Genomic DNA, 14,363 nt, shown 5'->3' with positions numbered 1-14,363 from the left:
GAACCCGCACCGGTGTCGGCCGCAAGAGACAGTTCGCTACCGGTGCCCGCCCAAAACCGTGCGCAGCAGCTCCGTCGTGTCTGTTTCCAACGGCACGCCGAGCGCCTCAGCGCTCTCCTGCAACCTTCCGGCTACTGCGCTCACCGCAGAGCGGTTCCCGCTGGCGTGCTCGACGTGAAGCAGATCCCGACTCAGGATTTCGCTTGCGGGTTCAGCGCGGAGTCCCCGCGCGGCTGCTCGGCGAGCCAGCGGGAGGTCACCTGTGTCGCAATACGCGGTCACGAGTGCGTGGGCGACCTCGACGATCTGGTCGGTCATGTCGCGTTGGTGCCAGGAACCCCATTCGTAGCGGCCTCGCGGAACATTGCTCAAAGGCGTGCCCTCGACCAGGTCGAGCGCTTCTTGCAGTCGATCGAGCCGGTTATCGCCGGTTGCGGTCGTGACGAGGCGCTGGAATCGGAACCAGTCGCAGAGCACGGTGTCGGCGAGGCGATAACCGCCGTTCTTGGCATCCACATTCGGGAGGTACAGCCCGCCGTCGGGGTCGTGGCCGAGCCAGGTGCGCAGGCGAGAGATGTAGCCCTGCCTGGTGGCGGCCGACCATGGCTGGGTCGCAGTGCCCAGTTGCTGCGAGATCTCGTCGGCGTGGACGCCCGGGTTGAGGGCCAGGAAAGCGGCCAGTTCGGTGAGGCGGTTGACTTTCTTGCCTTCGACCCGGCTGTAGTCGACGCCGCCCAGCGAGACCGGGCCGAGAAGCCGCAGCTCAGGGACTGCTGGTTCGGGGCCGGTCTCGGCAGGTGTCTCGGGCTTGTCTCGCTCCTCCCGCAGGGCGCGGTGCACAGTCTCGGCTGGAACGGGACTGGCGGTCTCGGCGGCGTCTCGTGTCTCGTCCTCCTGGAGGCGCTGCAGTGCGACGCGAACGTCGAGTTGTTCCACCGGGGTCGGGTGCTGGCGGAGGTCGAGTTCCCATGCGCCCGGGATGTGCGTGTCCGGGCCGGTGCCTGCGACGACGGCGACGATGTCGGCCGCGGCGTCGCTGGTGGCGAGGCGGTCGGCGTCGTCCTGCGCGAGGGGACTCGGCACGATCACGACGTGCGGACGCTGCTCGGTGGAGTCGGCCAGATGCTCGAGGAGGGCGTCGACGGTCTGATGGTGTTCGATGCCGTCTGTGTCGTCGAGGATGTGTCCGGCACCGACGAGGTCGGCGGTGACGTCCACCGCCCAGGGCGAGCTGGCGATCTCGAGGGCTATGGCCGCGGCGACCCGCGCGATCTCCTCCGGGTCTCCGCCGAGGAGGACTGCACCGACGTGGTCGAGGCCCAGAAGGATCAGGTTGCCGTCCGGGTCGTGGCCGAGGCCGGCCAGAAACGGATATGGAGCGTCCCCGTCCGCGTGCCCCGGCGGGACTGGATCGGCCAATTGCCATTCTGTGCTGGTCGCGGTGGCGGTGAACGGCGCGATCGGTTCTGCGGGTTCGTCCAGAACGACGGTCGTGTCCTTGCTGCCGAGCCGGACCATCCGGATTCCCGGCAGCTTGCTCCCCTCGCTCTCGGCGTGATGGGCGAGCTGGCGCAAAGCGCGGTCCAGGCTGTCGATCGGGTCCGTCTCTGCTCCTCCCGGGTCGTGCCTGCGGGCTGCGCGGAGCCGACGGATACCGACTGCGCTCAGGACAGCTGCTGCCGCCAGTCCGACGGCTCCCGCGATGACGAGCGGCGTGTTGACGGCCGGGCCCGATGACGGGGCTGGCTGTGCGCCGCTCTCCTGCTTCGCAGCAGGCTCCGGGAGCGGGCTACCCGTCGGCGGAGGCGGCACCGCGAGCTCCGGTTGCGGTGGCCGCGGTGCGGGGACGGCGGGCGGCGCAGGCGGCAACTGCAGGGTGTCGCCCGCTCGGATGAAGTCCGGATTGTGCACGTTCTTGTTGAGCCGAAGGATTTCTTGGTACCGGCCCGCGTTGCCGAGCCGGTCACGAGCGATCGAGGTCAATGTTTCGCCTCGCTGCACGCGGTATCCCCCGGCCGACGTCTTCGCAGGGAGGTCGAGGCGCCATCCCGGTTTGATCAATGCGACGTCGCGGAGGGTTTCCCCGTCCGGTTGGCGGCGAGCATGGTTGAGGGCGTAGATCTCGGTGTAGCGGTGCTCGTCGCCGAGTTGTTCGGCGGCGATGCGCATCAGGCTGTCGCCGGGCCGCACGACGTAGGGGGCCGCCGTCGAAGCGGCAGGTGGTTCTGCGGCTGCAGCGACGGTGGCGGTCCCGATCATCAGCAGCAATACTCCGGCGACGAGCTTCCGCGCCCAGCCGAGGCCCACGACCCGGCGCACCGGCAGTCCGCGAAGGCGGCCGGTCGCTTCGACGAGCACCGCGGCAGCTAGCTGCAGCCAGGCAATGACGCCAGCGAACGCCAGCAGGGTCAGAAAGACCTGGCCGCTGTCGCGCGTGAGGAGGGCGACCCACACGTCCGCGAAGGTGTGCATGTGATTCGGGAGCAGGACGTCGCGGAACGTCCAGAAGACGATCGGCGGCCCGGCGAGAATCGCGGCCAGGGCGAGCAGTCCGCCGAGGAACCGGACGATGCTGGTGGCGGGACGCATGATCGACCCCTTCGTGGTCAGTCGGCGGAAATCAGGTTCGCCGCGCCGTGACCGTGGACCACGAGTTCGGAGATGCCGATAGCACCGAGGAAAACGGTGCGGAGGGAGTCGGTCGTCTCCACGATGATGTGGTCGGTCCGGACCTGCACGGTTCCCGTCATGCCAGCTGCCGCGACATACCGTTTGGCTGCGGCCGCAGCTTCGGCCGGGTCGACGTGCGCGGTGCCTCCGGTGGCGAGCGCGTGCGGATCGAGGGCTTGGCCGCCGGCGCGGGCGGCTTCTTCGGCGACCGCGGTGGCCCGTGATGCGGCGAGTGCTTTGCGAGACCCGTCGACGGCGAGGCCGATGGCGATGGTCAGGGCGAGGCTGAGTCCGAGGATCAGCACAGAGATGGAGCCGCGTTCGTCGCGAAACAGGTTCATCGGCGGACTCCGTATCGGTCGATCGGCGAACGGAAAGTCGCTTCGACCGGCCTGGTTCCGGCCAGTCCAGGGAAGAGGTCGGCGAGCGGGACGTCGCAGCGGACGCGCGCGGTGACGGTGCCGTTGTTGCCTGCGGGTCGTACGAACTCGCTGGCGTCGACGTCGACGGTCAGGCGGGCGCAGATGATGGACTGCTCCGCGAGTACGGCGCGGGACTGTCGCTCGGCCGCAGACGCGGCTGTCCGGCCGTCATGGGCCAGCGACGCTTGACGAGCGGCTGCCCGTGCAGCGGCGTCAACCGCAGATTGGGCGGTTTCGACGCGCATGCCGAGCAGTCCGAGACCCAGGAGCGCGATAAGGGCGGAGACGCCGATGACGGCTTCGATGTTTATGTCGCCACGCTCGGCGTGCAGTTCGACAAGTCGGGTCGTCATGGCCGGATCCGCTCGATCGGCGCGGCAGCAGTCTGGCTGATCCGCACGGTCATGAACGGCACGAAGGACGCGACCTCGGCGTTGACCGTTACCCGGACGAGGTTGCCGTCCGAGTACCCATTGGCGTCCACATGCGACAGCCAGGTACCGGTGGCGTCACGGGCATAGGCGGCGGCCTGCTGAGCCGCTCCCGTCACGTCGACGGGCGGGATGCGAGCACGGTCGGCGCCGTCCCGGGCAGCCTCCAGCGCGATCGTGCGGCCGAGAAAGACCGCAACGAGCTGGAACATGGTCAGGGCGGCGATGATCAGGGTGCTGATGATCAGGACCGCGGTGATCGTGTCGTCGCCCCGGTCCCCTGTTCGCAGTTGTGCGACGCGGTTCATGTCAGTGTCCGCCGATGAGGGGGATCTTGCCGTTTACGTAGGCGGTGATCGCGCCGGCGATGAGCGTGGCTATGCCGACGGCGAGGGCGGCGTAGAGCGCTTTGGTGATGTTCTCGTCGCCGCGTTCGCTGTCGCGGCGGAACTCCTGCAGCCGAGCGGAAAGCAGCTCGTGTGCGAACAGCCAAAAGGTCAATACGAAGCGGGGCATGACGGGTTCCTTTCTTAGGTGGTGAGCATGGTGGCGACGCCGGGGAAGGCGAGGAAGACGACGAATGCGAGTCCGAGCAGGGCAAGCGGGAGGTCCATCCGGTCGGAACGCACCGCCGCACCGGTTTTGCGTTCGGCTGAGAGTTGCTGCTCGATGGAGTCGGCCTTGGCGCGCAACGAGGTGACGATGCTCGCGCCGTCGTGACCGGCGCTGGCGACGACGTGGGTCAGGTCGTTCAGTTCGCGGACGCCGGTCGCGGCACCGAGTCGTTGCAGGCCGTCCCAGGGCATGTCGCCGAGCAGGGCGGCCTCGTCCATTGCGTCGCGGATGCGGCGGAACGTCCAGCCGTCGCCTAAGCTTGCGGGGTACCGGAGTGCCTCGACCGGGCCGCGGTCGCCGACCCTGCCGAGTGCGACGAGGCGGCAGTAGCACGCCAGCGCGCCGCGCAGCTCGGTCCGTGCGCGGGCGACCTTCGATTTGAGGCTCGCGGCCGGAAGCATCCAGCCGATCACGGCCGTAGTCAGCGACAGCGCGCCGGTGAGAACCACAGGCGGGGCCACGCCGCCAAGCGCGAGAACGGCGGCGAGCAGCGGCACCCAGAGCGCACCGATCGCCGCGTACACGAACCGTTGCAGGATAAAGGATTCCGGCTTCTGCCCCACCAGCTCCAGGTTGCTGAGGGGGGCAGAGAGCAAGGCGAACCGCACTGGCACGGACTTCGGGCCGGCGTCGCCGACGACGTCGGCCAGTCTCGGTCGAGTCCGGACGAATGCCGCAGCTACCGTCGTCACGCCGCTCGCGAAACCGACGGACAGGAGGATCAGGAGTGCGACGTCGGTCATGGCCGTGCTCCCTCGCGCAGAAACCGTGGCGGTTTCGGTTCGACACCGAGCCGGCGCAGCCACACGACTGCCGCGCCTACTAGTCCCAGAACGACGGCAAGCACCGCTTGGCCGCCGACGGTGTTGTAGACGCCGGTGTAGGTCGTTCCGCCGAGCAGCGCGAAGCCGAGGAACATCAGGGCCCAGATGCCGAGGAGGATGCGCGCGGTCGAGCGTCGCCGGGCCCGGTCGACCTCCGCGGTGCGGCGCGCGCGGACTTCGTCGGATACCTGGCGTGCCAGGGTGGTGAGGAGTTCGGCAGCGCCTGCTCCGTAGTGGTGTGCCACGCACAGTCCTGCGGCGGCGATGTCTCCGACCCGGTCGTCGAGGTCGTCGGCGAACTCCAGCAGGGCTGGACGGAACTCCCAGATCCGCAACCGTTGCGCGAGGGTGCGTACCTCGGAGGCGATCTCCGGCGGCGCTTCGCGGACGGATGCTTGGATCGCGCTGGTCAGGCCGATGTGGCCGGGGCCGAGCAGGTCGGCGAGGCGGCGGAGCCAGGTCTCGATCGCCTCCAGGCGAGCGATGCGCGCTGCTGACACGCGACCTGCAGAAGCAAGCCAGGGCAGGAAGATCACGGCTGCGGCACCGCCGACGCCGACGACCGGCCATCCGGAGACCAGCCACAGCACTCCCCCGATGGCGGCCGCGACCAGGTGGCGTCGCGTGAACCGCAGGCGGCGCAGGTGAGGTTGCCACGCGGCGCGGTCTGTGGTCGTTCCGAGGAAACCGGCCAGCACTGCGGTCAGACCGGCGGCGAATCCGAGACCGGTGAGTGCGACGAGCAGTTCGCTCATGACGCCCGCCCCTCGGCCGGGAGGGTCCAGTCGCCGTCGCCGTTGGCGGTGAGCCAGTTCCGGTCGAATCCGCAGGCTTCGAGATCGGCGATGTCGGTCGGGAGGTTCCCGGTCGGGACGGCGCGGAGCGCTCCGGTAGGGCGACGAAACAGGTGGGTGCGTGCCGGGTGCCCGTGCTCTCCCGGTTCGACCGCGACGATCTCCGCCACCGACCGGTCAAGCGCGCCGTCGCGAGCGGTGAGGTCGACGTGGACGATCAGGTCCACCGACTGCGCGACCATGTCGCGCGCGAACTCGGGTGTCCAGGCGTAATTCGCGTCCAGACACAACAACGCCATCCGCTGGATCGCCTGGTCCGCGCTGCGAGCGTGCACAGTGGACAGTGATCCGGCACCGCCTGAGGACAGTGCGTTCAGCATCGGGACGATCTCTTTGCCGCGGACCTCGCCCACGACGATCCGGGCGGTGTGCATCCGCAGGGCCTGCCACACGAGCTGCATCAGGGTGACACCACCCGCCGGGCGGCCGTTCTCGACATGTTCGGCGTTTCCTTGTTGCTCCTCGAAGGCCACCACCGCGGGGAATCGATCGCGGTGCCGGTGCAGGCCGAGTTCGAACTCGGTCTCCAACGTCGCGAACCGTTCGGTCGGCGGGATCTCCCAGCACAGGCTGCGCAGCAGCGTCGTTTTGCCGGCCTTCTGCCGTCCGCTGATCACGATGTTCTTCTCCGCACGGACTGCAGCGCGGAGCAACGCCAGCTGGGCGGTGGAGATCATCCCGCGGGCACGCAGCGCCTCCAGGTCGGCTGCGCCGAGCCGGTGGCGGCGGATGGAGACGTGCGGCCGGTCGGTGACGCCGACGGTCGCGGCGAGGCGTTCGCCACCGGGCAGTTCCATGTTCAGCAGCGGATGTGTCGCGTTGATCGCGTGCTCGGTCCGGCCGTGGCGTGCGGCGATCCGTTGCAGCCAGCGGATCAGCGCGTCGTCGGTCGGTGCGATCCGCGGTCCGCGCATGACACGACCGTCGCTGTAGGACAGCCACGCGGCATCGTTGCCGATCACGTCGATGTTCTCGATCGCGTCGTCCGCAAGCAGCGGCTCGAGACGGCCCAGACCGAACATCTCCGCCATGACGGCCTGCCGGATTGCCCAATCCTGGTTCTGGTCCGGGAGCGGCCTGCCGCGTGCTACCCACTCTTTTCCGACGTCGCTCAGTACTGCGTCGAGCAGGTCTCCGGCGATCGCTCGCTCGTCGGCGGGAGCGTGGCTCCCGCGTCGCAACGCGTTCTGGACGCGTGGAGCCAAGCGTTCCTGCACCAGGTCGACCAGTTCGTCGGCACCCTCGAACATCTCCGCGTCACCCGGCATCATCTGGCTCCCCACCGTGATTCGGCCGTGGCACCGGAATCGGCCGCACTGTCGGCACCGGAGCCATGCGCACCGACGGAGGTCCGGGGCGGGGCGGGAACCGTACGACGTTGGTGGAGCGCAACAGGGCTTTCCGGGTCGAGGCTCGCCTCCCCAGTTCCTGTGCGACCGCGCGACTCGACGACACCAGCGCGGAGGAAGCGAATCGCCGAGGCGGGCGGAACAGGTTGGCGAACTGCGCGGCCGCAGCAGGGTCCTTGGCCAGCACCCCTGCCAACGGCACCCCGTGTGCCGCGAACACTTTCGCGATCTCCGCAGGAGGAAAGCCCTGGGACGCTCCGGGATCGGCAGGGACGACCACCGCGACGAGACTGCCGTCGCCGAACGCGGTGAGTCCGGCTTCGCGCTGGATGAGCTCGAACGAGCGCACCGCGCGGGCCAGCGAATGGCGGTCGTTCCGGAGAACCAGCACGACCAGGTCCGAGGCGGCCATGACCGCGCGCGGCGCGCCCTGTGCCCGGATCCGACCGCAATCGACCAGGACATCGACTGTCTTGAACTCACGGAACAGGCCCGCGAGCGAGGTCCACGGAACCCCGTCGGATTCCAGCGGGCCGCGGCATCCCGGCAGCAGATGGTGGCGGCCGGTGCCGTCCGGCAAGGTGACAAGCTGCGCCGACATGGCGTGGTGCAGCGGAGTCTTGCGGGCGGCGACCGTCAATTCGAGGAGACCACGACGGCCGAGAGCCCCGTCCGGGTCGAACACCGCCAGGGCGTGCCCGCCGGTCGGATCTGCCTCGACGGCGACGGCATCGTGCGGCCACGACCAGGTGAGGGCCAGCACCGCCGTGGTGACGCCGGGGCTGCCTGCCAGCGAGAAGAACGAGATCAGCATGTCATCCAGCTCCCATCGGAAGCATGATCAGCACCACAGCGCTGGCGGCGGCCTTGGCTGCAAGGCGAGGACCGTCTGCGGCGGGCACGACGACGTCGACCACGCGGATTCCACTGGCGTCAGGCGTACCGACTCGCAGCACGCTCGCGCGGACGGGCTGCCAGTTGTCGGCCTCGGCGGATACCAGCAGGACCGGTGACCGGGTGGTCGGTGCGCCTCCTGGCATCTGCCCGGCCTTGAATGGGACACCGACGAGCTGCTGCCCGACGACGGGAAGTGAGGGGCCTTCGACTTGGCTCCGGGTCACCAGGTTGCCGACAACGAGATCCGAGGTAGCGGGTTTGCCGACGATCTCCGCGCGTTCATCCCACGGAATCGGATCGAGCCCCGGGGTCGGGTGGACCTCGACCTCTCGCAAGGCAGCGTCGGTCACCGCCTCGCCGAAGCGAACCGGCGCGGCGACGCCGACTGCCGCGATCGTTTCGCTGGTCGATCGGAAGACTGCGACGGTTCCGACGGCGCACACCGCCGAGAGCACCACGCCGACGAGGATCAGCAGCTTCGACCGGTGTCGCCGCGGCGGGTGCAGAGGCGTCGGGGCCGGTGGTGCCGGACGGTCCGAGGCCGGGACGGACTTGACGGTCATCTCAGCCTCCCCGGACGTGGGTGTTGAGAGTGCGGATCTCCCGGACGGCCAGCTGTGCCCGGGACGTGAGGTCCATCGAGTCGGTCGCTCCCTGCCCTGCCCCGGACCAGCGGATCCGCCAGTGCCCGGTCGCGGAGATAGAGAAACCCGGCAAGGACGATCGCGAGTAGACGTGTCCGCAGGTCGGAGACGGTCGGCCAGCCTGGTCGTCGGTGAACGGAATGCCGGGGCCAGCGCAGGTGACTACCGCGCCGTCGCCCATCGCCCACGTAATCGACTCGAGTACGGCAGTCACGGTCACCGAGATCCCGCCGGCGGCTGCCGTCTTCAAGATCGGGCCGGTCGTCGCCGGGCGACGGACCGTCCACATCCAGACCGGGAAGCCGACGGTCGCGCCGTGCGGCGAATCCCCCGGCGGCGCGAGCCGGATATCAGGTGCCTCGAGTCCCAGCTCGGCCATTGCCTGCCGGGCCAGTTCCGCGGGCGAAACCTGCGGAGCGGCGGCGGGCTGGCCATTGGGGGCGAACACGACTCGCGGCCAGGGCAGGGCCGCGCCGTCGCCTTGGCACATCTGGAACTTCAATGTCCCCTCGTGCGGGTCGTGCCCGCCCCACATCGGATCGCCCGGCGGCGGCTGCTGAGCCCACGGTCGCTCGACGCAGGTGAACTTCGGGCGCGGTGCTTGCCCTCCGGCGCCGGACGGCTGAGGGCTCGGCGCGGGAGAAGGACCACCCGGGCGACCAGGATCGGTCGCGGCGACCCAGCAACGTCCGCGCGTGCCGGTCGAAGCGCACCCGCCCTCCTGCCCATCGGCCGGAGTCGGAAGGAGAATCAGCAGCAGGATCACGCCGATAGCGGCGTCAGCGCGGCTCAGCATGGCTGATCCACATGCGGTCGCACGATCTGCACCAGCCACCGGTAAGGTGCCGGGTACCGGACCACCTCGGCTTCCAGCCGATACCGTCGAGGCTGCTTAGGGTAGTCGAGGTACATGCCCGTCTCCCCTAGCCGATCGCTGACCAGGTGTTCTTCGGAGGCGTCCAGGCAGTCGTCGATCACGACACGAGCCGGCTCGGCCACGCTGGCCGAGCGCACCGAAGGAGCCCGGTGATACTGCCCGACCGAATGAGCAGGCACCGAAGCCAAGTTCGCCAGCTCGTCGACGAACGACGTGAGGGCGGGGTCTGCCATGAGCCGGGTCAGCGCCGGACGCCAGTCCTGGGACCGGGGAGCCGCTTCTGCTTGCTCGCTCAGTTCCCAGTACTGGCGGTAGACCGCCAACGCCTTCGGGGCGATCTCGTGTTCCGGGGTGGGGATCCAGGGAGACGAGGTCGCGGCGGCCGAGGATGGTGCCGGAGGCGGCGGGGGTGCGGCGTTGGAGCATCCGGTTAGCACGACGCTCACCAGCACCAGTCCGACAGCCGGGTACCTGAGCTGAGTCATCAGGGCCTCCATGGGACAGGCGGTGTGGCGAGCCCGATCGGCCCGCCACACCGCGGCGGGCAAGGTCAGGCCGGGCCGTAGTAGCCGGGTTGGCATCCGACGCCGCCGTTCCACCAGGCGTCGATCACCCGCCAATGGACCACCGGCTGCACGTTCGTGATGCCCGGCCCGACGCAGTAGTGGAAGAGATTCCGGAAGATGTCCTGCACGTCGAGCATCACGGTCGAACCAGAGCCGCCGTCGCAGTGCCGGTACATGCCGGGGTCGATGTAGCCGCACGGCATGTGAGCACCCACCGGATCGGCCGACGCCTCAGCCGCCACGCCCGCACCCACCACGAGCACCGTCATCCCCATCACCACGGCACGCCTGATCGTTCCGGAAATGGACATAGTTCCTCCCCAACTAAAATGAAATTTCATCAAATGATCACGCTCAGTGATCGTCAGGCGGCCTGCCGGCACTTCTCCGCGTAAGCCAAATGGCCGCCGAGATCAGTTCGACTACGGATAGCCACTGAAACCAGCTCCTTTAGGGTGGACACCGGAAGCCGCATGTGAGCCGTGCCCCTTCGCGCTACCCTCAACAGACGAGGGGTCGTGCGAGGGGGATGCTCGCCTTCACTCCGTCAAGGATCGAATGCGGCAACGGGTATGACTAGGGGGTTTCCGTCTTCTCATGATGGGAATACAGAAGACGCACTCGAAGCAGCCCGATCAAATGCGAGCCGAATTCGCGAAGAAGCTTCACGAGTTGCGCATCTCTCAAGGACTTTCGCTCGCCGCCCTGGCGCAGCGCGTCCATTACAGCCGCAGCCATCTCAACAATGTCGAGCACGGCACGAAAGCAGCAAGTTTCGAACTTGCCGAAGCGTGCGACGCTGCACTCGGTGCCGACGGCGAACTCAAAGCTCTCATCCCGAAACAACGATCGACGGCCCAGAAGCCGCAGACGCGTCCGGCTCAACTGCCAGCCGCCGCGGGTCGTTTTATCGGCCGGGTCGAGCATCTGGCTGCGATGGACTCCCTCTCTCGGCAGGAAGACCAGCTCTCGGTCGGGGTCCTTCACGGGCCTCCCGGCATAGGAAAAACGACGCTCGCCCTGCATTGGGCGCATCGCAACGCCGCCCGTTTCGAGGATGGCCAGCTTTTCGCTGATCTCCGCGCATACTCGCGGCACGGCCATCCGGTCGAACCAGCCGAAACCCTGGAAGAATTCCTCATTTCGTTAGGTCTCTCGCCTTCGGACGTACCCGCAACTGCCGAAGAGCGGGCAGCACTGTTCCGGACGATGACCCACGGACGTCGTTTGCTGATCGTCCTCGACAATGCGGTGTCCTCAGAACAGATCCGGGCGCTCCTGCCCGGCGACGCGACGAGCATGGTGCTGGTGACCACGCGGCGCGTCCTCACCGGGCTTTCCGTACGACCGGGAGCGACGCAACTCCGCGTCGACCCCTTTGCCCCGCACGATTCGTTTCGGCTCCTGCGGGACGTAGTCGGCATGCGGGTCGACCAGGAACCCGAGGCCGCGCGCGACGTGCTCGACCGGTGCGGGCACCTGCCCCTGGCCGTGGCAGTCGCCGCGGAACGCATCGCGGCCCATCCACTCCGCCTGTCCGATCTCGCCCAGGACCTGGCCGAAGAGCGCACTCGACTCGGTGCGCTGACGGTCGAGGACGACGACACGAACGTACGGACGGTGATCTCGTGGTCGTACCGAGCTCTCGCCGCCGATACTGCGCGCGTGTTCCGGCTGGTCGGCCTGCATCCCGGCAAGAACATCAGCGTCGAGGCCGTCGCCGCACTCGCAGGTCTCCCGGCCGAACGCGCGGGCGAACTCCTCCGCGTCCTCGCCGGCGGGCATCTCGTCGCCGAGATCGACCGAGGCCGCTTCCGGCTCCACGACCTCCTCCGGGTTTACGCGACGGAGCGTGCGCTCGACGAAGAGCCTCCGGCCGAACGAGATGCCGCCCACCTTCGCGAACTTTCGTGGTATCTGCACATGTGTCGCTCTGCAGCACATGCCCTTGCGCCTTACCGCGAGCCCGGTGTCGCCGCCGAGGAGCTTGACTATGCTGCCGCGTTCAAGTGGTGCGAAGCTGAGCTGCAGAACTTCCCCTCCGTCATCGCAACGGCCATGCGTGGCGAATATCCGGAAATCGGCTGGCAAATCTCGCAAGCGCTGTTTCCGTTTCTGCACCTGCGCAAGCCCTGGACGGTCTGGGATCGCATCTACCAACTCGGGCTCGAAGGTTCGCACAAGGCGCTCGACCCCAGTGCCCAAGCGGAAATGCTCACCGGGCTCGGCTTGGTCCGCCTTGGCTTGGGCATGTACGACGAGGGCCTCGATTTCTTTCTGCGAGCTCTGGAGACGCTCGAGGGCCATCACGACCCCAACGGGACTGCTTGGTGCCACGTCGGTGTCGGCCTCGCCTACGCGGGCGCCGGACGCCACACCGAGGCCCGAGAGTCGTTCGAACTAGGACTCGCGATTCAGCAGGCGCAGGGCGACCGGCACGGTGAGTCCGTCACTCTCATGCACCTAGCCGAAGTGTGTGGAGAAGAAGGACGCCACGAGGACGCGGTTCAATACGCGTTCCGCGCATTGTCGCTGTGCCGCACTGTCGGAGACCAGTACGGCGAAGGACTCGCACTTCACCAGATAGGCAAAGCGAACTTCGCAGGAGGAAAGCTCGAGGCCGCGGTGCGCTACTTGGAGGAGGCGCTTGCGAGCCAGCGAGCTGCCCGGGACAGCAAGGGAGAGGCAGACACCCTCCTGCTTCTGAACGAGGTGCTGACCGTCGCCGGCGACCACGACACTGCACGTGACTACCTGCAACAAGCAGCAATGATCCTGAGCCAACGCGGAGAACCGGCTGAAGCCGAGGTCCGCGCTCGGCTTGACGACCTCGACGCTGGGAGGCAATGAATGCCCGAACAATCCTTCTCAGGACTACGACTTGAGGGCACACTGTCCACCGACCCCCAAGAAATCGCCTACGCAGCAGCCGACTTCGGCGGCATCATCTCGCGCACTCCGCTGGCCGTCGCCCGAGCGCACTCGCCACGAGACGTCAGATCCGTCCTCAGATTCGCCGCAGAGCACGGCCTTTCGGTAACACCACGGGGGCAAGGCCACAGCAGCATGGGTCAAGCGCAGGCAGCCTCCGGCATCGTGCTCGACCTGAGCGACCTCAATACGGTGCACGACATCAGCAGCGACCGTGTAGTCGTTGACGCCGGTACGACCTGGGCCGCGCTCCTGGCTGCCACTCTCCAGCACGGACTGACTCCGCGAGTCCTCACCGACTATCTCGGCACCTCCGTCGGCGGAACGTTGTCCGTCGGCGGAATCGGCGGGACGACTCACCGGTACGGAGTTCAAACCGACAACGTGCTGTCCCTCGATGTCGTCACCGGCGACGGTGTACTCCGAACCTGCTCCCCTACCGAATCACCTGACCTCTTCAACGCAGTGCTCGCCGGGTTCGGTCGCTGCGGCGTGATCGTGCGTGCCACCATCCCGCTGATCGCCGCGCCGGAACGAGTGCGGCGGGTCAAGGTCTACTACCCGACTGCGGCCGAACTACGCACCCAGCAGCGGAAACTCCTCCGCGAGCGCCGGTTCGACTTCCTCCAAGGACAGATCCTTCCCAGCGACACGGGCTGGGTCCACATGCTCGATGTCGCCGCCTTCTACACGCCGCCCGCAGAACCCGACGACGCCACCTTGGTCGAGGACATCGGCTACGAGCCGGCCCGGGACAAGATCGAGGACCTCAGCTATTGGGAGTTCGCTACCCGGCTCGACGAAACCGTCACCTACCTCGAAACCACCGGTGAATGGCGCGCACCCCACCCCTGGCCCAACCTGTTCCTGCCCGACCACGCCACCGACACTTTCGTCGACGGGATCACGCATGACCTCACCCACGCCGACCTCGGCACTTCCGGGCTGATCCTGACCTACCCTGTTTCCACCGACGTGCTCACCACGCCGCTTTTCCGCGTACCGGACGCACCGACGATCTTCCTCGTCGCAGCGCTCCGCTTCGCATCATCCGAATCGATCGCTGAACAGATGGTGCAAAGCAACCGCCGCTGGTACGACGGCGCAGTCGGCCTCGGCGGCACGAGTTACCCAGTAGGCGCAATCCCGTTCACGGAGGACGACTGGCGATACCATCTCGGCGAAGCGCACCAATCCCTCGCTGAAGCCGAGACCCGTTATGACCCGAGTGAAGTGCTCAACCGCCGCCTCAAACTGACTCCCTAGCGGAGGGAGTTCCCAGG

15 protein-coding genes are annotated in these 14,363 nt (G+C 67.8%); 2 read left to right on the top strand and 13 right to left on the bottom strand.

The window, feature by feature from the left end; translation table 11 throughout:
• Nucleotides 1–36: 36 nt before the first annotated feature.
• From EIZ45_RS25780 to EIZ45_RS25720, 13 genes are all read right to left on the bottom strand, one after another.
• Nucleotides 37–2,589 (bottom strand): LysM peptidoglycan-binding domain-containing protein, encoded by a 2,553-nt coding sequence (locus EIZ45_RS25780; RefSeq protein WP_134662618.1) that lies wholly within the window; start codon nt 2,587–2,589, stop codon nt 37–39.
• A gap of 17 nt (nt 2,590–2,606) precedes the next feature.
• Nucleotides 2,607–3,011 carry a pilus assembly protein TadG-related protein gene (locus EIZ45_RS25775; protein ID WP_134662619.1) on the bottom strand — a complete coding sequence of 135 codons (405 nt, stop codon included), beginning with the start codon at nt 3,009–3,011 and terminating at the stop codon, nt 2,607–2,609.
• Nucleotides 3,008–3,445 carry a hypothetical protein gene (locus tag EIZ45_RS25770; RefSeq protein ID WP_134662620.1) on the bottom strand — a complete coding sequence of 146 codons (438 nt, stop codon included), beginning with the start codon at nt 3,443–3,445 and terminating at the stop codon, nt 3,008–3,010. The genes EIZ45_RS25775 and EIZ45_RS25770 overlap by 4 nt, the downstream gene beginning before the upstream one ends.
• Nucleotides 3,442–3,831 (bottom strand): hypothetical protein, encoded by a 390-nt coding sequence (locus EIZ45_RS25765; protein ID WP_240690589.1) that lies wholly within the window; start codon nt 3,829–3,831, stop codon nt 3,442–3,444. Before EIZ45_RS25765 ends, EIZ45_RS25770 begins: the two co-directional genes overlap by 4 nt.
• A 1-nt stretch (nt 3,832) precedes the next feature.
• Nucleotides 3,833–4,039 (bottom strand): hypothetical protein, encoded by a 207-nt coding sequence (locus EIZ45_RS25760; protein WP_134662621.1) that lies wholly within the window; start codon nt 4,037–4,039, stop codon nt 3,833–3,835.
• A gap of 14 nt (nt 4,040–4,053) precedes the next feature.
• Nucleotides 4,054–4,881: a type II secretion system F family protein gene (locus EIZ45_RS25755; protein ID WP_134662622.1), complete on the bottom strand. Its 828-nt coding sequence runs from the start codon at nt 4,879–4,881 to the stop codon at nt 4,054–4,056.
• Nucleotides 4,878–5,717, bottom strand: coding sequence for a type II secretion system F family protein (locus EIZ45_RS25750; protein ID WP_134662623.1), 840 nt, complete (start codon nt 5,715–5,717; stop codon nt 4,878–4,880). Before EIZ45_RS25750 ends, EIZ45_RS25755 begins: the two co-directional genes overlap by 4 nt.
• Entirely contained in the window at nt 5,714–7,087 is a 1,374-nt protein-coding gene (locus EIZ45_RS25745; RefSeq protein WP_240690590.1) for a CpaF family protein, read from the bottom strand. Before EIZ45_RS25745 ends, EIZ45_RS25750 begins: the two co-directional genes overlap by 4 nt.
• A complete protein-coding gene (locus EIZ45_RS25740) occupies nt 7,074–7,979 on the bottom strand; it encodes a hypothetical protein (protein WP_205669872.1) in 906 nt (301 codons plus the stop codon). Before EIZ45_RS25740 ends, EIZ45_RS25745 begins: the two co-directional genes overlap by 14 nt.
• 1 nt (nt 7,980) lies before the next feature.
• Nucleotides 7,981–8,520 (bottom strand): flagellar biosynthesis protein FlgA, encoded by a 540-nt coding sequence (locus tag EIZ45_RS25735; RefSeq protein ID WP_240690591.1) that lies wholly within the window; start codon nt 8,518–8,520, stop codon nt 7,981–7,983.
• Between the two features lie 106 nt (nt 8,521–8,626).
• Nucleotides 8,627–9,502: a hypothetical protein gene (locus tag EIZ45_RS25730; protein ID WP_240690592.1), complete on the bottom strand. Its 876-nt coding sequence runs from the start codon at nt 9,500–9,502 to the stop codon at nt 8,627–8,629.
• Entirely contained in the window at nt 9,496–10,068 is a 573-nt protein-coding gene (locus EIZ45_RS46920) for a hypothetical protein (RefSeq protein ID WP_240690593.1), read from the bottom strand. Before EIZ45_RS46920 ends, EIZ45_RS25730 begins: the two co-directional genes overlap by 7 nt.
• A gap of 65 nt (nt 10,069–10,133) precedes the next feature.
• A complete protein-coding gene (locus tag EIZ45_RS25720) occupies nt 10,134–10,460 on the bottom strand; it encodes a DUF6355 family natural product biosynthesis protein (protein WP_134662625.1) in 327 nt (108 codons plus the stop codon).
• Between the two features lie 328 nt (nt 10,461–10,788).
• On the opposite strand from EIZ45_RS25720, the gene EIZ45_RS25715 reads away from it, so the two are divergent.
• Together EIZ45_RS25715 and EIZ45_RS25710 are read left to right on the top strand one after the other, a co-directional pair.
• Nucleotides 10,789–12,999, top strand: coding sequence for a tetratricopeptide repeat protein (locus tag EIZ45_RS25715; RefSeq protein ID WP_167756561.1), 2,211 nt, complete (start codon nt 10,789–10,791; stop codon nt 12,997–12,999).
• A complete protein-coding gene (locus EIZ45_RS25710; protein WP_134662629.1) occupies nt 13,000–14,346 on the top strand; it encodes an FAD-binding protein in 1,347 nt (448 codons plus the stop codon). It abuts the gene before it with no gap.
• Nucleotides 14,347–14,363 lie beyond the last annotated feature (17 nt).

Origin of the sequence: Amycolatopsis sp. CFH S0740 (assembly GCF_004522315.1) — a bacterium.
GTDB lineage: Bacteria > Actinomycetota > Actinomycetes > Mycobacteriales > Pseudonocardiaceae > Amycolatopsis > Amycolatopsis nivea.
Note: the sequence above shows the minus strand (reverse complement) of the source record. Positions and strands in the feature narration are given on the sequence as shown.